Source organism: Thermostichus sp. MS-CIW-26, from assembly GCF_054059115.1.
On sequence record NZ_JBSSBV010000033.1, the window covers coordinates 1 to 17,007 of the forward strand.

At 58.5% G+C, this 17,007-nt stretch carries 15 protein-coding genes, 3 pseudogenes and 1 CRISPR repeat array; of the genes and pseudogenes, 10 read left to right on the forward strand and 8 right to left on the reverse strand.

The genetic code is table 11. The features are described 5' to 3' along the window. Window positions 1-161 (forward strand): annotated as a pseudogene (locus ACVWZU_RS10480) (RNA-guided endonuclease TnpB family protein); the annotation flags it as partial. A 66-nt stretch (window positions 162-227) separates the two neighbouring features. Here ACVWZU_RS10480 and upp read toward each other — a convergent pair. Then, window positions 228-863 carry a uracil phosphoribosyltransferase gene (gene upp / locus ACVWZU_RS10485; protein ID WP_457444820.1) on the reverse strand — a complete coding sequence of 212 codons (636 nt, stop codon included), beginning with the start codon at window positions 861-863 and terminating at the stop codon, window positions 228-230. Between the two features lie 135 nt (window positions 864-998). On the opposite strand from upp, the pseudogene ACVWZU_RS10490 reads away from it, so the two are divergent. Next, window positions 999-1,631: pseudogene (locus ACVWZU_RS10490) on the forward strand (metallophosphoesterase family protein); the annotation flags it as partial. A gap of 450 nt (window positions 1,632-2,081) precedes the next feature. Further along, window positions 2,082-3,393: direct repeats of the CRISPR family, unit length 36 nt; unit sequence GTTTCCAATTTCTAGGGATCCCCCCGAAGGGGGAAC. A gap of 271 nt (window positions 3,394-3,664) precedes the next feature. On the opposite strand, the gene ACVWZU_RS10495 reads toward ACVWZU_RS10490, so the two are convergent. Beyond that, on the reverse strand, window positions 3,665-4,570 hold the full coding sequence (locus ACVWZU_RS10495; protein ID WP_457444784.1) for a cation diffusion facilitator family transporter: 906 nt from the start codon (window positions 4,568-4,570) through the stop codon (window positions 3,665-3,667). A gap of 143 nt (window positions 4,571-4,713) precedes the next feature. Between ACVWZU_RS10495 and ACVWZU_RS10500 the strand changes: the two genes are divergently transcribed. Further along, the gene (locus ACVWZU_RS10500; protein ID WP_457444786.1) at window positions 4,714-6,120 is read left to right on the forward strand and encodes a UDP-glucose dehydrogenase family protein; all 1,407 of its coding nucleotides are present in this window, start codon (window positions 4,714-4,716) and stop codon (window positions 6,118-6,120) included. A 24-nt stretch (window positions 6,121-6,144) separates the two neighbouring features. Beyond that, window positions 6,145-7,092, forward strand: coding sequence for a UDP-glucuronic acid decarboxylase family protein (locus tag ACVWZU_RS10505; RefSeq protein ID WP_457444788.1), 948 nt, complete (start codon window positions 6,145-6,147; stop codon window positions 7,090-7,092). A gap of 48 nt (window positions 7,093-7,140) precedes the next feature. Here the strand turns inward: ACVWZU_RS10505 and ACVWZU_RS10510 are convergent, their stop codons facing one another. Then, complete coding sequence (locus ACVWZU_RS10510; protein WP_457398146.1) at window positions 7,141-7,521, reverse strand: ArsR/SmtB family transcription factor; 381 nt, start codon at window positions 7,519-7,521, stop codon at window positions 7,141-7,143. A gap of 127 nt (window positions 7,522-7,648) precedes the next feature. On the opposite strand from ACVWZU_RS10510, the gene ACVWZU_RS10515 reads away from it, so the two are divergent. From ACVWZU_RS10515 to ACVWZU_RS10530, 4 genes are all read left to right on the forward strand, one after another. Next, window positions 7,649-8,365, forward strand: coding sequence for an MBL fold metallo-hydrolase (locus tag ACVWZU_RS10515; RefSeq protein ID WP_414413400.1), 717 nt, complete (start codon window positions 7,649-7,651; stop codon window positions 8,363-8,365). A 131-nt stretch (window positions 8,366-8,496) separates the two neighbouring features. Next, window positions 8,497-8,964, forward strand: coding sequence for a DUF29 domain-containing protein (locus tag ACVWZU_RS10520; protein ID WP_457444790.1), 468 nt, complete (start codon window positions 8,497-8,499; stop codon window positions 8,962-8,964). A gap of 56 nt (window positions 8,965-9,020) precedes the next feature. Beyond that, a complete protein-coding gene (locus ACVWZU_RS10525; protein WP_457444792.1) occupies window positions 9,021-9,602 on the forward strand; it encodes a rhodanese-like domain-containing protein in 582 nt (193 codons plus the stop codon). Next, window positions 9,599-11,413 carry a SulP family inorganic anion transporter gene (locus ACVWZU_RS10530; RefSeq protein WP_457444794.1) on the forward strand — a complete coding sequence of 605 codons (1,815 nt, stop codon included), beginning with the start codon at window positions 9,599-9,601 and terminating at the stop codon, window positions 11,411-11,413. The genes ACVWZU_RS10525 and ACVWZU_RS10530 overlap by 4 nt, the downstream gene beginning before the upstream one ends. Here ACVWZU_RS10530 and ACVWZU_RS10535 read toward each other — a convergent pair. Continuing rightward, window positions 11,391-12,650, reverse strand: coding sequence for a hypothetical protein (locus tag ACVWZU_RS10535; RefSeq protein WP_457444796.1), 1,260 nt, complete (start codon window positions 12,648-12,650; stop codon window positions 11,391-11,393). The two genes, ACVWZU_RS10530 and ACVWZU_RS10535, sit on opposite strands and share 23 nt — an antisense overlap. A gap of 227 nt (window positions 12,651-12,877) precedes the next feature. On the opposite strand from ACVWZU_RS10535, the gene trxA reads away from it, so the two are divergent. Together trxA and lipB are read left to right on the forward strand one after the other, a co-directional pair. Further along, a complete protein-coding gene (trxA, locus tag ACVWZU_RS10540) occupies window positions 12,878-13,210 on the forward strand; it encodes a thioredoxin (protein ID WP_414330952.1) in 333 nt (110 codons plus the stop codon). A gap of 76 nt (window positions 13,211-13,286) precedes the next feature. Beyond that, window positions 13,287-14,048, forward strand: coding sequence for a lipoyl(octanoyl) transferase LipB (gene lipB, locus ACVWZU_RS10545; protein ID WP_457444822.1), 762 nt, complete (start codon window positions 13,287-13,289; stop codon window positions 14,046-14,048). Here lipB and ACVWZU_RS10550 read toward each other — a convergent pair. The 4 genes and pseudogenes from ACVWZU_RS10550 to ACVWZU_RS10565 form a co-directional block, all read right to left on the reverse strand. Further along, window positions 14,045-14,494: a tetratricopeptide repeat protein gene (locus tag ACVWZU_RS10550; RefSeq protein ID WP_457444799.1), complete on the reverse strand. Its 450-nt coding sequence runs from the start codon at window positions 14,492-14,494 to the stop codon at window positions 14,045-14,047. The genes lipB and ACVWZU_RS10550 overlap by 4 nt on opposite strands. 106 nt (window positions 14,495-14,600) lie before the next feature. Next, window positions 14,601-14,784: pseudogene (locus ACVWZU_RS10555) on the reverse strand (hypothetical protein); the annotation flags it as partial. A gap of 280 nt (window positions 14,785-15,064) precedes the next feature. Continuing rightward, a complete protein-coding gene (locus ACVWZU_RS10560; protein WP_457444801.1) occupies window positions 15,065-15,646 on the reverse strand; it encodes a Uma2 family endonuclease in 582 nt (193 codons plus the stop codon). 105 nt (window positions 15,647-15,751) lie between these two features. Next, entirely contained in the window at window positions 15,752-16,990 is a 1,239-nt protein-coding gene (locus ACVWZU_RS10565) for an RNA-guided endonuclease InsQ/TnpB family protein (RefSeq protein ID WP_457444803.1), read from the reverse strand. Window positions 16,991-17,007 lie beyond the last annotated feature (17 nt).

A 17,007-nucleotide genomic window follows, 5' to 3' on the forward strand; every position in this document is an offset into this window, starting at 1 on the left:
GTGGGCACTGTGGATGGGAAGGGGATGCGGATTTGAATGGTGCGAATGTGATTGCGCTTTTGGGGGCTGTCGTAAACCAGCCTAGAGGTTCGGGCTTGTTTTGTTCTCTGGTAGAGCAGAGCGGGCTCAGGGCTACTGAAAGCCCGCTCCGTACCGCTTAGCGGTCGGAGCCGGGTAGTTTACTGTGGCGCAGCAACATAGGGTGCTGTAGGCATGGCACTCTCCCATCAGCGGGTGCCGAACAGGCGATCCCCTGCATCTCCTAGGCCGGGGAGGATGTAGCCGTGCTCGTCTAGGCCATCGTCTACAGCAGCGGTATAGATTGGCACATCTGGGTTCTGTTCGTGGAAATACCGGATCCCTTCTGGGGCGGCCACCAGGCAGATGAAGCGGATCGACTGGGGTCGGGTTTGGCGTAGGCGCGCTACAGCCGCTGCTGCCGAATGGCCGGTGGCCAACATTGGATCCACCACCAGCACCTCACAATCCTCGATATCGGTGGGCACCTTGAAGTAGTACTCGATGGGGATCAGGGTATGGGGATCCCGATATAGGCCGATATGCCCCACCCGTGCTGATGGGATCAGCTCCAGCATGCCGTCGAGGAGCCCTTGGCCGGCCCGCAGGATGGAGACAAGCACCAACTTTTTCTCTGCCGCCAACATCGGCGCCAACATTGGGGCCATCGGGGTTTGAATGGGCTGTAGCTTGAGGGGCAGATCGCGGGTCACCTCGTAGGCCATCAAGAGGCTGATCTCCCGCATCAGCGCTCGGAAGTCGGCGGTTGTAGTTTCAACACGGCGCATGAGGCTGAGCTTGTGCTGCACCAGAGGGTGATCGATGGTAATCACCTGGGCCACCATGCTGTGCTCCTGAGATAATCGGGATCCCGTGATGGATGCCAGAATAGCAGAAGCGCTTGCCCCCCCGGTGGGCCGAAGGCTTTGTCTGCTTGCTGTTGTCAAGGGGAGTAATCCGTGCAGATCCGCTTTGCTGTGGTGAGCGATCCCCACGTCGCCCTCCCTTCCACCCTTTGGGATCACCCCAGCCGATTTCACCTGGTAGAGGTGAGCATCCCGGCTCTGGAACAGGTTTTGCAGCATCTGGTGCAGTTGCCTCTGGATTTTCTGCTGTTGCCGGGGGATCTGACCCAGCATGGGGAGCCGGAAAACCATGCATGGCTGGCAGAGCGGCTGGCTCGACTGCCCTTTCCGGCTTTTGTGGTGCCCGGCAACCACGATGTGCCCCAGCCCGAGGCCAGCGGGCGCTCTATTGGTTTGGCGGATTTTCCCCGCTACTACCGAGCTTTTGGCTACGAGGATGGGCAGTCTTTGGATTACAGCCGGGTTCTGCGGCCAGGGATCCGTTTGATCGGCCTCAATTCCAACCATTTTGATGCTCAGGGTCAATTGGTGGGGTGTCTAACCCCAGAACAACTGACCTGGCTGGAGAAAGAATTGGCGGCAGCCGAGGAAGAGCTGGTGCTGCTGATGGTGCACCATAATGTGGTCGAGCATCTGCGCGGCCAGTCTCTCCATCCCTGGGGGCGTCGCTACATGCTGGAGAATGCCTCTCAGTTGCGGCGGCTGCTGCAAGCTTATGGGGTGCAACTGGTGTTCACCGGACATCTGCACATCCAGCACATCGCCCGACGAGGGGGGGTTTACGACATTACCACCGGCTCTTTGGTCAGCTTTCCCCACCCCTACCGCCTTGTCGAGCTCCGGTCGGATCGAGAGACCGGAATCCAAGTCCATATCCAGAGCTACCGGGTGGGATCTCTGCCCGATTGGCCCGATTTGCAAGCGTTCTCCCGGGAGTGGATGGCCCAGCGCAGCGAACCAGCGGTGGTTAAGTTTTTAACCTCCGCACCGCTGAATTTGCCTTTGGAACAGGCACAAGCCTTGGCCCCACAATTGCGCTACTTTTGGGCAGCGGTGGCTGCCGGGGATCCAGACCTCACTTTCCCAGACTTTCCCCAGCCAGCAGGCCGATTTCTGGAGCGTTTCAGCCGTTGCTTTCGCTGCCCGCCTGATAACCAGGCCCAGCTTCAGTTCGCTTCCAATTTCTTTTCCAATTTCTTTTCCAATTTCTAGGGATCCCCCCGAAGAGGGAACTGAACGGCGTCCTGCGCCGGGGAGGCACGTACAAGAAGTTTCCAATTTCTAGGGATCCCCCCGAAGGGGGAACCTGGCCACAGCGCTTCTCCGGGCTGTCTGGGATCCCGTGGGGTTTCCAATTTCTAGGGATCCCCCCGAAGGGGGAACGCGGATCCGTGTATACAGCTCGGTGCTTTTGGGTTACCACACAGTTTCCAATTTCTAGGGATCCCCCCGAAGGGGGAACCCCCAGAACATCGAGATCGAGGCAGAAAGCCCCTTCACGTTTCCAATTTCTAGGGATCCCCCCGAAGGGGGAACACTACATAGTGACCGTCGGTTCCGCAGAGTTTGATGGGGTTTCCAATTTCTAGGGATCCCCCCGAAGGGGGAACCTGATGAGCTCAAAAGGATTGAGCAAGTACTTCTCAGGTTTCCAATTTCTAGGGATCCCCCCGAAGGGGGAACCACTTCAGAAAGCGTTTCCAGCTGACAGAAAAGGGAGTGTTTCCAATTTCTAGGGATCCCCCCGAAGGGGGAACAACCACCGAGGACAACTGGCCCGCTCCATCGTGGGCGGTGTTTCCAATTTCTAGGGATCCCCCCGAAGGGGGAACGGCACCACGCTTCGAAGTGGGGCCAGATGAGTTCGCACAGTTTCCAATTTCTAGGGATCCCCCCGAAGGGGGAACAGATTACAGCCAAGAGGAGATCAACTGGATGCTTTCTAACTTGTTTCCAATTTCTAGGGATCCCCCCGAAGGGGGAACTTCAACATCGCTCACTGTAAGTCCGCGGTTTTCGTTAGAGGTTTCCAATTTCTAGGGATCCCCCCGAAGGGGGAACTTCTTGTCCTACCAGTGGAGTGGACCAGGCTCCACTGGGTTTCCAATTTCTAGGGATCCCCCCGAAGGGGGAACGATGACTACACCATTGACTCTGAGGAATTTAGCCAAGAGTTTCCAATTTCTAGGGATCCCCCCGAAGGGGGAACCTGAGAAACCTCTGTCATATGAATCATCAGTCAGACTTTGTTTGTTTCCAATTTCTAGGGATCCCCCCGAAGGGGGAACTTAATTGACGTTAACCATTCAAAGTAAATATCGCAGTTTCCAATTTCTAGGGATCCCCCCGAAGGGGGAACGACAGCAACCCTTGACTCTCTGGTTGAGGAACGCTTGTTTCCAATTTCTAGGGATCCCCCCGAAGGGGGAACCACCTGGGGTCAGGGAAGTTGGACGATTAGCTGGTAGTCCGTGTTTCCAATTTCTAGGGATCCCCCCGAAGGGGGAACTCCACCCCTATTAAAGCCAAGCAGGGCAAGGGATGCAAGACCCGTTTGCGAGGGATCCGGAAAAAAGGGGGCAAAAAGAGTTTCGGCGAGGGGGTTTTGGGGCCGGAAAGCCTTGTGGCACAAGGCGTCGAGGGATCCGACGAAAGAATGGGCTTTTCCGAGATTTTGAGGGACGCTCGCAGAGGCGTTGATACCGTTTTGGTGTTCTTTTGGAAACATCAGGATCCCTAAGGTTTGGCTAGGCTATCTGTTGGCAGGTGGCGAGCTCCTGCTAGGGTTGTTCGATATGGGAGCGGGGCTCCAGGTGGATGAGGATCCGCGCTGGCCCGTAGCGCCCTTGCAGGAGGTGTTCGACTTCCTCAGCGAGGCGGTGGGCGGACTCAATGTCCTGTGGCTCCACCACCAGGTGCATCTCGATAAAGACTATCTCCCCGGGGATGCCGCGGGAAGTGATGTCATGGCAGTCGAGCACGCCTGGCACGCTCAGGATCAGATCCCGCAGGGCCTCAGAGGGGATCGCCACCCGGTCGGTGAGGTAGGGAAGATTCTCCTGCAGCACTTCCCAGCCGCTTCGGAGCACCAGCAGCGCCACCGGCAAAGCCAGGGCTTGATCCAGCCAAGGGATCCCCCAATAATGCATGCCGGCCAACCCCAGCAACACTGTCAGCGTCACCCCAACGTCGCTGAGGGTATGGCGCGCATCGGCCAACAGCAGCGAGCTGGACAGAGCTTTGCCCCAGCGGTGCTCGTAGAGGGTGACAAAGACATTAATGCCCAGCACGCCCACCATCATCCCCAAGGTCAGCTCATCGATCTGCAGGTGGGGCTGGGGCTCCCAAAACCGCTCCACGGCTGTGCGCAGGATCTCCAGGCTGGCCATCCCCAAAAAGGCGGCGATCCCCAGCGCTCCAATGGCTTCAAACTTGCGATGGCCGTAGGGATGGTCAGCATCGGGCTCTGGCGAAGAAAAGCGCATGGCCACCAAGCCCAAAATGTTGCTGGCGCTGTCGGTGGAGCTGTGCAGGGCATCGGCAATGAGGCTTAGGGATCCCGTCGTCAGCCCCAGGATTAACTTGATCAGAAACACCAGGACATTTAGCCCTAGCGTGACGTACAGCACCCTCTGCACTTGGCGCTGGCGGCGGCTGGCTATGGCAGCAGAATCCAGAAAGCTCACTGCAGCTCGAGCAGGGATCCGCAGATGTCCTGCTTTATTCTGCCACCGACCTCAATGGGGGTAAGGGATCCCAGGGGAGTGGGGTATCCTAACGGTGAGCTGCGGGGGCATGGGGGCCATCCGTTCGGGAGCAAACGCTGAGTATGCACGTTGCCGTAGTAGGGGCTGGATACGTGGGCCTGGTAACAGGAGCCTGCCTGGCTCACCTAGGAAATAGCGTTATCTGTGTGGACAACAACCCCGCCAAGATTGAAGGGCTGCAGCGGGGTCGCCTGCCCATCTACGAGCCCGGCCTGGAAGAGCTGGTGCGGGAGGGAACTGCGGCGGGTCGGCTGCACTTTAGCACCGATCTGGGCTCTGGGATCCAGGCCAGCGAGGTGGTGTTTATTGCCGTGGGCACCCCGGCCCTGCCCAGCGGGGATCCCGATCTGCGCTACGTGGAAGCAGTGGCGCGGGAAATTGGCCAGCATCTGGACGAGCGCTATCGAGTCATTGTCAACAAATCCACTGTGCCCATTGGCTCTGGGGACTGGGTGCGCATGCTCATTCTGGACGGGGCCGCCGAAGCCGCCAAGCAGCGGCTGAGCAGCCGAGAAGTGGGGAGGGATCCTGAGGCCAGATCTCTCACCTTAGAGCTCTCCCCTTGGACGCCGCAGTTTGACGTGGTGAGCAACCCCGAGTTTCTGCGGGAGGGCAGTGCCATCCAAGATACCTTCTACCCGGATCGCATTGTGATTGGCTCCAACAGCCCCCGCGCCATTGAAATCATGCGGCAGCTGTATGAACCCATCCTCAACCGCCAGCAGGGCCTGCAAGGGGATCCCGTGCCTTTGCTGGTGACCGACCTGGCTTCTGCCGAAATGATCAAGTATGCCGCCAACGCCTTCCTGGCCACCAAGATTAGCTTCATCAACGAAATGGCCAACATCTGTGAGCGCACCGGCGCCGACATCACCCAGGTGGCAGAAGGGATCGGCCTAGATAGGCGCATTGGCCGCGCCTTTCTCAACGCCGGCATAGGGTGGGGCGGAAGCTGCTTCCCCAAAGATCTGGCGGCTCTCATTCAAACCGCTGCTGACTACGGCTATGAGGCCAAGCTGTTGCGGGCCACGGTGGAGGTCAACCGAGAACAGCGGCAACGTTTGGTGGAAAAGCTGCAGCAAGCCCTCAAGGTGCTCAAGGGTAAAACCGTTGGCCTTTTGGGCCTCACGTTTAAACCCCACACCGACGACCTGCGGGATGCCCCTTCCCTGACTTTGATCGAACAACTCCACCGTCTGGGGGCCAAGGTCAAGGCATATGATCCAATTGTATCCGCCTCGGGGATGCGGGAGGGGTTGGCCCATGTGGTGGTGGAAACGGATGTGTTTCGCCTGGCCCAGGACTGCGATGCCCTGGTGTTGGTGACGGAGTGGCCGGAGTTTTTGTCGCTGGATTACCGACGGATTGCAGAGCTGATGCGGCGGCCCTTGCTCATCGATGGCCGTAACTGTCTGGATCGGGAGGCGGTGCGGCAGGCGGGCATAACCCTCATTGGAGTGGGCTGGTAGGTGCTGGGGAAATCAGGGGAAATCATGAAGATCCTGGTTACGGGTGGCCTGGGATTTATCGGATCCCACTTGGTAACCCGCCTTCTGCAAGAAGGCCACTGGGTCATTTGCCTGGATAACGGCTCCACAGGCCGGCAGCTCAATGTCCAGGCCCATCTGGACAACCCCGCCTTTCAGCTCATCTGGCACGACGTTGCCGAGCCCCTGCCGCCCGCTTTGGCAGAGGCTGGGATCCAGCAGATCTACCACCTGGCTTGCCCCGCTTCTCCCCCCCACTACCAAGCGGATCCCATCCGCACCATCCGCACCAGCCTCTGGGGCACCTACCACCTGCTGCAACTGGCCCAGAAAACGGGAGCGAGGTTCCTGCTGGCCTCGACTTCAGAAGTGTACGGGGATCCCCAAGTGCATCCCCAACCGGAAGACTACTGGGGCCACGTCAACCCCATCGGCCCGCGGGCCTGCTACGACGAATCCAAGCGCTTGGCGGAAACCCTCACCTTCGACTGGCAGCGGCAATACCAGACGGAGATCCGGGTGGCCCGCATCTTCAACACCTACGGCCCCGCCATGCGGGAGGACGATGGCCGCGTGGTGAGCAACTTTATCGTCCAGGCCCTGCGCGGGGATCCCCTGACGGTCTATGGGGATGGATCCCAGACCCGCAGCTTTTGCTACATCTCCGACCTGGTGGAAGGCTTGATCCGGCTGATGAACAGCCCCTACCCCGGACCCTTTAACTTGGGCAACCCAGAGGAGTTCACGATCCTGGAGCTGGCCCAGCAGGTGCTCGCCCTCACCGGCAGCCCTTCTCCCATCGTTTACCGGCCTCTGCCGACGGACGATCCCAGACAACGGCAGCCGGATATTGGCAAAGCCCGCGCCCTCTTGGGTTGGGAGCCTCGGATCCCGCTGCAAGTTGGGCTGCAACAGACCATCCCTTACTTTCGTCGGCGGCTGGGGCTGGACTAATCATCAGGTGCTCGCGAAATCCCAACCCATTTGAGAACCATTTTCGCCTCAGCTCGGTTGACCTGGGTGAATGGCTGCCAGCGGCTCCAGTTGGCGGGCTTGCTGTTGCAGCCGACTCACCAACTGCCGACATACCACTTCACACAGCTCAAAGCACATGGGATCCGCAATTTGGTAATAAACACTCACCCCCTTGGGCTGACGGCTGACGATCCCTGCCTGCGCCAAGATTTTCAGGTGCTTGGAAACATTGGCCTGGCCCATACCCGTAGCTTCCAAGATTTGGGTGACGTTCTTGGGCCCCGAGCGCAACTGACACAGGATCTGCAGGCGGCTGGGTTCCGCCAAAACCTTGAAGTACTCTGCCACGCTGTCGAGAACCTGCGGCGTCAGGATCGTGCGACACTCATTCACATCCGCTCTGCTCACCGGCTTTCTCCCATCAACAAACCTGCTTGCGCCGTTCGTCAACTTGATTTTAACACTAGATAGTTATATAGTGTTCCTAGAAAGTCCAAGTTCACGTCGGGCTTTCGATACCAGACAGGAGGGCACTATGCTATTTCGCCAACTGTTCGACGCAGAAACAAGCACCTACACCTATTTAATCGCGGATCCGACAACTCGCGAGGCCGCCCTGGTGGATCCGGTACTGGAGCAGGTGGAGCGGGATTTGAAGCTGATTCGGGAATTGGGTCTAACCTTGAAGTACTGCCTGGAAACCCACGTTCACGCGGATCACATCACGGGAACCGGGAAGCTGCGGGAACTGACCGGTTGCCAAGGGGTGGTGCCAGTACAGGCCAAGGCTCAATGTGCAGATCGTTTCATCGGTCATGGGGAAACGCTGCAAGTGGGATCCGTCGTCATTGAAGCCATCGCTACCCTGGGCCACACCGACAGCCACATGACCTACCGCGTCAATGGGGATCGCGTCCTTACCGGAGATGCCCTGCTGATCCGCGGCTGTGGGCGCACGGATTTCCAAAGCGGGGATCCCGGCCTGATGTACGACCATGTTACCCAGCACTTGTTTACGCTGCCCGACGAGACTTTGGTCTACCCCGGCCACGACTATCGCGGGCACACCGTCTCCACCATTGGCGAGGAGAAGCGCTGGAACCCGCGCTTTGTGGATCCGGAAACGGGCAACCTGCGTTCCCGTGAGAGCTTCATTGCCCTGATGAACAGCCTCAACCTGCCCCAGCCGAAGAAGATCCAGGAAGCGGTGCCGGCCAACGAGCAGTGCGGCCAAGTGGCAGCAGCGGTTTAATTCCTTCTGGGCAGCGAGGTGCAGGGTAAGCCCCCGCCGGCTGGGGAGCCCATGTGAAACTCCGATGGTGAGGGCCCGCTGCTCTGGGTAACCTTCTCTCAATTGGCTTGCCAGAAATGGAGAGTTTGAGCGTGGATCGAGAAAGTCTCTATGAGAGCGATTTCTACGCTTGGATCCAGCAACAAGCTCAATTTCTGCGGGATGGGGCCTGGGAGAAGCTGGATCTGCCCAATTTAGTCGAGGAGATTGAATCGTTGGGCAGGCAACAGCGGCAGGAACTGCGAAACCGACTTGCAGTTTTGGTTGGGCATCTCCTCAAGTGGGAGTACCAGCCAGAGGGGAGATCCGCAAGCTGGCTCCTCACCCTCCAGCTGCAGCGGCAGGAAGTTCTGGAGCTTCTTGAAGAAAGCCCAAGTCTCAAGCCCTATTTGCCAGAGGCCATCTCCAAGTCTTACTTGGGAGCGCTGAAGCTGGCCCTGGAGGAGACCAAGCTGCCCAGAAAGATTTTCCCCAAAACCTGCCCTTATTCCTCAGAGCAAATCCTGGATAGCCGGTTTTACCCCGGTGAGCCAAGTCATTTGCTTGAGGAGGGGGATTAATCCCAAAAATCGCTGCATTTTGCATTTTAGACAACGCTAGAAGCAAGGAGACAACCATGACCGTAACCCAACAAAACCCTATCCCTTCCGCTTCGCAAGAACGGGATCCCCGTCTCAAGGAGATCGATGCCCTGACCTTAAAACAGTGGCTGGATCAGGGGCGAGTCCAGCTCATTGATGTGCGGGAGCCGGGAGAATATGCCGATGAGCGGATCCCGGCGGCCATCAACATGCCCCTATCTACCTTTGACCCGGCCAAAGTGCCTGCTTCCACGCCAGAGAAGCCGGTGGTGTTGCACTGCCGCATGGGCAGCCGCTCCATCCGCGCCGGTTGTCAGTTGCTAGACCGCGGCTGGCCGGAGGTGATTAGCCTCAAGGGCGGGATCGAGGCTTGGAAAGCGGCCAAGCTGCCCGTTACCCGCACCCAAAATGCGCCCATCTCCATCATGCGGCAGGTGCAGATTGCGGCGGGATCCCTGGTGCTCACCGGAACCCTTCTGGGGGCCTTTGTCAACCCCTGGTGGCTGCTGCTGAGTGGCTTTGTGGGCGCTGGGCTGGTGTTTGCGGGTGTAACCAACACCTGTGGCATGGCTCTGCTCTTGGCTCGCATGCCCTGGAACCGAGGTCAGGCGCTATGAGTGGGATCCCTTCTACTTCCTCTGGGGGGCAGGGGATCCTGGCGCGGTACCTGCCCTTTGCTAAGGAGTCTCTTTGGGTCTTCCACTATCAACGATCAGATTTGCCGGGAGATCTGATCGCCGGCCTTGTGGTGGCCATTCTGTTGGTGCCCCAGAGCATGGCCTATGCCCTGTTGGCCGGGTTGCCCCCCCAAGTGGGCCTGTACGCCAGTATTTTGCCGGTGATCGTCTATGGACTACTGGGATCCAGCCGCGCCTTGGCGGTAGGGCCGGTGGCCATCATCTCCCTCTTGGTGGCGGCAGGGTTAGAGCCGCTGGCCGGTCGCGTCAGCGGGACGGAGTCCTTGCCGGGCAGCCCGGAGTATGGACAGTTGGCTTTGGGGCTGGCCTTGGAGGTGGGTCTGGTCCAGGGGGCCATGGGGTTGTTGCGGCTGGGGTTTTTGGCCAATTTCTTAAGCCACACGGTGGTGACTGCCTTTGGCAGCGCGGCGGCCTTGATCATCGGCTTCAGCCAGCTCCGCCACCTCCTGGGGGTCAAGATCGCCAATACGGAGTCCTTCTTGCTGTTGGTGCAGCGGCTGTGGCAAAGCCTGGACAAGGTGAACTGGGCAACCTTTGGCCTAGGGCTGCTGGTCGTATCCCTGCTGGTGTACGCTCAGCGAAAGTTGCCCCACCAACTGCGGCGTTGGGGTGTGCCTCCAGGTTGGGCCTTGATTTTGACCAAGGGGGCACCGCTAGCGGCTGTGCTCGTGACCAGCCTGTTGGTCTGGGGCCTAAACCTCTCGGAGAGGGCAGGGGTATCTGTTGTTGGCTCCATTCCTTCCGGGTTGCCCCCCTTGGGCTTTCCCTCGTTGAGCTGGGGACAGTGGACAGCGCTTCTGCCCACCGCCTTGGCCATTAGCTTGGTGGGCTTCACGGAGAGCTATGCCGTGGGGCAGTCCTTGGCCAGCCAGCGGCGGCAGAAGGTGGATCCCAACCAAGATCTGGTGGCTTTGGGGGCAGCCAACTTGGCAGCAGCCTGCAGTGGCGGCTATCCGGTAACGGGAGGCATCAGCCGGTCGGTGGTGAACTTTCAAGCAGGCGCCAACAGTGGCCTGGCCTCCCTAATCACCGGCCTGTTGGTGGCTTTGACGGTCATCTGGCTGATGCCCCTGTTCACCTTCTTGCCCCAGACCACCCTGGCGGCCATTGTTCTGGTGGCGGTGCTGGCCCTGGTGGATTTTCACCCCCTGCTGCAAAGCTGGCGCTACGACCGTGGCGATGCCCTGGTTTGGTTGGTAACCTTTGCCAGTGTGCTGGGGATCGGAGTGGAGCAAGGGATCGGAATAGGGGTGTTAGTCTCCATCCTGCTCTTTCTTTGGCGGGCTAGCCGTCCTCACATTGCCATCGTGGGTCAGGTGCCCGGTACGGAGCACTACCGCAACGTGCAGCGCCATGAGGTGATTACCGATCCCCGTATCTTGGCAGTGCGGGTGGACGAGAGCCTGTTTTTTGCCAACGCAGCCTACTTGCAGGAGTATCTGCTGCGAGAGGTGGCGGCGCGACCCACAGTGGAGCAGGTGCTGCTCGTTGCCAGCGCCATCAACTTCATCGACGGCAGCGCTTTGGAAGTGCTGACCCAGTTGGTGGAACGTTTGCAGCAGGCAGGGGTGGGCTTTGCTATGGCCGAGGTGAAGGGGCCGGTAATGGATCGCCTCCAAAAGGCTGGGTTTGTGGAGAAAGTGGGCGCTGAGCGCTTCTTCCTCTCCACCCACGAGGCTATGCAGGCTCTGAGATCTCAAGCCACCTCTAGTCAGATGGCCTCTGCCTGATCAGCACAAGGGGGGTCTGTTCGGCGGCATTGCCGGCGGGGTTCTTGCCCAGGGCTTGCTCCACCAGCTCCCGCTCTACGCCGGGGCTGGCTGCCAGGATCTTGACCTGCCCCAGATCGTTGGCATCCACGATGGCCACTTCGTAGCCCGTCTGCCGATGCAGATCCCCCACCAACTTGGCCGGATCCCGCGGCCCCAGCACGATGAACTGGTCATAGGGAGGTAGGGTGCCAGTAACGTCGTCGATGAGATCGGCCTGCTCCCCCGCCAGGGCATAAAAGACCCCCGGGATCCCCAGCAGTTTGGCCAGGGATCCCACCACAAAAGCCCACACCACCCGCCAGGCCCCGGAGCAGTCGATCAAAGTCTGCATCCCGTAGCAGCTTGAAAGACTGGTCTTGGAGGGGAAGAAGTAGCACAGGGTGCGGGCCAGCCAGCCGGGCTGCACCTGCAGGGGATGGCGGAAGTTGCCCTGGACAATAGCCACGGCGCTTTCCGAGATGGCCACCATATCGCCGGGCTGGATGTGAGGGCCTACATACCGCCGTAGCACCTCGGCCAAGTCATCGCTGGGGGTCAGCAGATGGGTGGGAACAGGGGCCCAAAGGAGGGATCCCTGCTGCTGCCAGTTCAGCTCTGGCAAGGGCTCCACCTCCTGCAACGGCAGGATGAGATGGCTGGTCTTGAGGGTGCGCCGCTGCCGCCCGTACTGAATGTAGTCCAACTCCAGCCAGGCAGAGCGCAAATGGGCCAGCCCTTCCCCCTTCAGCTCGATCTCAACCTCTAGGCCAGTCTGGTTCTGGGGGGTGATGATGTAGGCCTGCCAGTAGTTGTCTTGGCGGGGGGGAAGATCCGGATGGCGAGAGCGCAGGCGTAGGCGGGTGTGAATGCCTTCTAGGGATCCGGCGCTGAGCAAATGCAGTCGCGGCTCCACCTGGGCCAAGGTGACTTCCAAAAGGGGGTTGAGGTTGCGAGCCACAAACTCCGCTTGAATGACCCAGTGCTCGGGGGTGTGGCGGCTGATGCGCCAGCCTTGGGGCTCCACCACCAGGTGATCGGCGGGGCGGGTCTTGAGCCAGTAGAGCAAGCTGCCCAAACTCAGCAGCAACCCGGCCACTACCTGAGCCCAGCCCCAGGGATCCCACAGCCAACGCCAAGCCCCCCATAGGCTGAGTCCTACCCCGGCCAGCACTGCAGCCAACACGCCACGATTCACCATGCTGCTACTTGTTGCCATCGGGATCCCACTCCTCCAAGTCCTTAAACCCTGCTAAAGTCTGCCCCTTTGTCCACCACAACACCCTAGACTACGGGTACGCTCTAGCTCTTCTCCTGAACCCTAGCCATCCTACCGGGAAACCGAAGCAGGCTGCGGCGAGATCTCCACACCAATTTTTAATCTCAAACAGTTAGCTTACAAATAGATTTCATCTCAGGCTTTTCAGAACACCCTTGGAGTTTCCTATGGCGCACAAACAGCAATTCAAAAGCTTTGACGACATGATTCAGGGATCCAAAACCCCCATCCTGGTGGATTTTTACGCCACTTGGTGTGGTCCCTGTCAGGTGATGGCCCAGGTGCTGGAGCAGGTGAAGCCGCAGGTGGGTGACGCCATCTCTTTCGTAAAGATTGACACAGAAAAGTACCCCAATATTGCTGCCCGCTGGGGTATCTACGCCGTGCCAACCCTCATCCTGTTCAAAGACGGGAAGCCGGTTGACCGTATCGAGGGGCTGTTGCAGCCTCGCGCCTTGTTGGAGCGGTTGCGGGCGCAGGTCAACCTGCCGGTAGGCTAGGTGGACGTTGCTGGGATGGGGTCTTTTGGTCATCTTCTGGTGGCACAGCGAGCTCTCCAGCAAAACCGTCTTTGAGATGTCCTCGCAGGTGTTTGAGCGCTCTTTGGGATCTCCGCCTCTGGAGGTTCACCTGGCGGGAGAGGTGCCCTATCGCACCGCTTGGGCTTGGCAGCAAGCCAGGGTGGCTCGCCTGATCTGCAATCCGCAGCTGCCAGATGGGCTCCTACTGCTCACCCACCCGCCGGTCTACACCCTGGGGGCAGGGGCGGATCCCAAGTTCCTCAAGAGCTTGGCTGGACAGATAGGATCCCCAGCTGCCCGCCCAGAATTCCTCTCTGGACAAGGGCCAGAAATCCTGCGGGTAGAGCGCGGCGGCGAAGTCACTTACCACGGGCCAGGCCAGTGGGTTGGTTATGCGATCCTCAACCTCAGGCGCCACCGTCTGGATCTCCACTGGTACCTGCGCCAACTGGAGCAGGTGCTTATTGAAACTGTGGCCCACTTTGGCCTGCGGGGGGAGCGGATCCCTGGCCTCACAGGGGTTTGGGTGGAGGGGCGCAAAGTGGCGGCCATCGGCATCAAGGTCTCCCGCTGGGTGACCTACCACGGCTTTGCCCTCAACGTCTGCCCGGATCTAGCTGCCTTCGAGGCCATCGTGCCCTGTGGGATCCCTGATCGCCCGGTGGGATCCCTGGTGCACTTTTGTCCGGAGGTAACGATGGCTGCCGTAGCTCCGGTGCTGGTGGAGTCGTTCTGTCAGGTCTTTGGGCTGCAAGCTCAGGAAGTTTCCTTATCAGAGTGGTTGGGAGAACGCAAGTCTCTAAAGACTCAAGGCTAATCCACCCCCAACTGGCGCAGCAGTTGTTGCATGATGGTTCGGTCGGCAAAGTTGCCACTCTTGGAGAAGAGAGCCAACGCCTGGCGAAAGTCGGCCATCGCCGCTTCTCGATCCCCCAACTGAAGATAGGCCACCCCGCGGCTAAAGTAGGCTTCTGGGATCCCTGCATTCAACTGAATGGCCCGCTCCGCATCGGCCAGAGCTTCTTCCGGCTGGCGCAACTGGTTGTAGACGTAGCTGCGGTTCACATAGGCCGGCGCATAGGTGGGATCCAACTGCACCGCCCGATCCAGATCCGACAGGGCAGCCACGGGATCCCCCCGCAGCAACTTGAGGGATCCCTGCCAGTTGAACTCGGAAGCGGTGTTTGGGGCCGAGGTCTTCTCAGGAGGAGGTGGGAAGGCAGGCAAAGAGATGGCAGGGGCAGGAGCGAGGAATGCTGCCAAGAAACCTATCAGAGCTATCCTTCCCCATCGACACTTGATTGTGCTCCGCACCGCTAATGACGTCCTGATACATTTACGCTGAACACTGCTGAACATCACTGTTCAACTATGCAGCGATAGCATTCTGTTTGTTTCCAACCAGAATGGCGGTATCCCGCAAAGCTTTGAGTAGAATACCCAAAGCGCAGTTTCCGTGTCGTCTTACTACCAATTTTCTGCTTTGCTTTGGCTACCATGTTGGCAGACTCGAAAGTAAACAGAAAGATCAACTGGTAGTAATCCGTACTGAACATATTATACATTATTTTCAGTATAGTTGAGCTTATTATTGACTAGAGTCATGCTCTTCGGATCCCGAACTAGTTCAATATAGACCGTCGGCGAGAGGGGCAACCCCCTGCACTTAACTTGCAAGGGGTGCGGGGAGCTACAAGTTCCGCGCTCTGGCGGGAAAGTCAGGGTCGAGATACCGACTCCTCTGCCAAGTCGTTCTGTGACGCGGGGCAGGAATGCCCAATGGCAAGGTTGGGAGGCCCAAGCTCTATTGGCTAGAGTGAGGGCGGGGGGATGTTACAAGGAAAGCTTCTGGAATAGATGAGCCACCGGCAGGGCAAATCCTGGAATAACCTCTTCACCTTCTAGAAGATCAACCGATTTCAGGAGGCGGTCAGGCTCTTGAGAGCTGCGATACACCAGGACGTAGTGCTCGCTGGGGTGAACCAGCCAAACCAGGCGGCTGCCATTTTCAAAGTACTCCACCAGCTTGTCATGAATTTCTTCAACCGTATTGCGGGGGGAAAGCACTTCAACAGCCAGATCTGGAGCGCCTTCCAAAAATCCTGTGGGCAGTTCAGCTATGCCCTGCAAGCGTTCTTTAGCAAAAAAAGAGATGTCAGGGGAGCGCCAATTTCCACTCTTCATCTTAAAAGCAGTGCTGGAATCTAAAACGATCCCCAGCTTGTTGGACAAAACGTAGGGGGTCAAAGCTGCCAATAGGAGGCTGCAGACATAACCATGGAGTGCCCCCGCGCTTCCCATATCAATTGGCTTCCCATCAACAATCTCGTAGCGATGTCCCTCCCTGGACAACGCCATGAATTCTTCGGCTGTCCAAGCTCTTTTTCCCTGAGTTGGCACAGCTCCGACGGTCATCTGCAAACTCCTTGCTGCTCCTTCGACACCGCAAGCCAAGCCCGCAGGGATCCCCCAGCGGCTTTTCCTCGAGGGGGGACGCCAAAGGGTGACATACTCCCGCACTCATGCTAACGCAAAGCGCTCCGCGCCGCTAAAGCGAAAGAGTGCGGGCTTCTCAGTGACTCCTGTGAAGGACATTTCCTGAGCTTTAAGAACGGGATGCCCCACCGCTCTGTATTTGATGTTTATCGCCGCGTTGTGGTCTCGGCTCAGCTCTAGCCCACAATGCGGGCAAGAATGCCCTCTGTCTCGAATGGTTTTCGGTACTTTTTGACCGCACTGAGAACAGTCTTGGCTCGTGCCGCTTGGATCCACTGCAATCGCCCTCAGCCCAGCTCTTTCAGCCTTGACTGCGAGAATTTGCAGGAATTGCCCCCACCCAGCGTCATAGATGGATTTCGCTAGTCGGGTTCTCGCAATACCTTTGGTGTTGAGCGCCTCATACGCAATATGCTTCCCTTTGCTTACTAGCTTCTTGGCTACTTTGTAGTGGAAATCTTTACGCTGATTGGCCACCTTGAGGTGTGCCTTAGCCACTCGCCTTAAGGCTTTCTTGCGGCGGTTTGACCCTTTCTGCTTGCGGGATAATGACCGCTGCAGCCTCTCCAGCCGCTTTTGGGCGCGGCGGTAATACTGGGGCACTGGGACGGACTCCCCTGTATCGGTCACCAAAAAGGAGTCCAGCCCCATGTCGATCCCTATCGTGTTCTCCAGTGTTGCAGGCTCAAACTCGGGGACGGACGCATCTTGCAGGCTTAATGTCACATACCACCCATCAGCCTTACGGGTGATGGTGGCAGTCTTGATAACAAACCCGTCAGGCAACGGACGGTGCTGAATCAGCTTAATTGCTCCGATTTTGGGCAGATGAATAAACTTCCCTTGAATGCAGTCCTGTTTTACCTGGGGAAAGGTGAAGGAGCGATACCGGCCCGCCCCCTTGAATCTCGGCCTCCCTGCCCTCTTGCCGTTACGGTCGCCTTTCAGCCAGCGGTCGAATGCTTTGTGCACCCGCTCTATGCAGTTTTGCAGGACTTGCGAATGGATTGCTTGGTATTCGGGGAACCTTGCTTTGGTATTCACCAAGTCCCGTTTTTGGGAGTAGAAATCAGGCTTGTCTTTCAGCTCAGGCAAATGACAGATTAAGGGGCAGGCGTTTATATCACAGCGGTTTTGTTCCCACCAGTTAAGCCGCTCTGCCAACCGATAGTTGTACTGCTTGCGCAACAGCTCCAGCCATTGCTCCATCAGGACAACTTGACTGGGCGTAGGCCGCAGGCGGTACTGATAGGCAGTCCTCATCTTAAGCGTACTCAGAA

Bases quoted from the DNA above. Each gene is read 5' to 3' on its own strand.
- ACVWZU_RS10525 (WP_457444792.1), top strand. From the start codon at position 9,021: ATGACCGTAACCCAACAAAACCCTATCCCTTCCGCTTCGCAAGAACGG.
- ACVWZU_RS10505 (WP_457444788.1), top strand. From the start codon at position 6,145: ATGAAGATCCTGGTTACGGGTGGCCTGGGATTTATCGGATCCCACTTG.
- ACVWZU_RS10535 (WP_457444796.1), bottom strand. From the start codon at position 12,650: ATGGCAACAAGTAGCAGCATGGTGAATCGTGGCGTGTTGGCTGCAGTG.
- lipB (WP_457444822.1), top strand. From the start codon at position 13,287: ATGTCCTCGCAGGTGTTTGAGCGCTCTTTGGGATCTCCGCCTCTGGAG.
- trxA (WP_414330952.1), top strand. From the start codon at position 12,878: ATGGCGCACAAACAGCAATTCAAAAGCTTTGACGACATGATTCAGGGA.
- ACVWZU_RS10530 (WP_457444794.1), top strand. From the start codon at position 9,599: ATGAGTGGGATCCCTTCTACTTCCTCTGGGGGGCAGGGGATCCTGGCG.
- upp (WP_457444820.1), bottom strand. From the start codon at position 863: ATGGTGGCCCAGGTGATTACCATCGATCACCCTCTGGTGCAGCACAAG.
- ACVWZU_RS10515 (WP_414413400.1), top strand. From the start codon at position 7,649: ATGCTATTTCGCCAACTGTTCGACGCAGAAACAAGCACCTACACCTAT.
- ACVWZU_RS10500 (WP_457444786.1), top strand. From the start codon at position 4,714: ATGCACGTTGCCGTAGTAGGGGCTGGATACGTGGGCCTGGTAACAGGA.
- ACVWZU_RS10565 (WP_457444803.1), bottom strand. From the start codon at position 16,990: ATGAGGACTGCCTATCAGTACCGCCTGCGGCCTACGCCCAGTCAAGTT.
- ACVWZU_RS10560 (WP_457444801.1), bottom strand. From the start codon at position 15,646: ATGACCGTCGGAGCTGTGCCAACTCAGGGAAAAAGAGCTTGGACAGCC.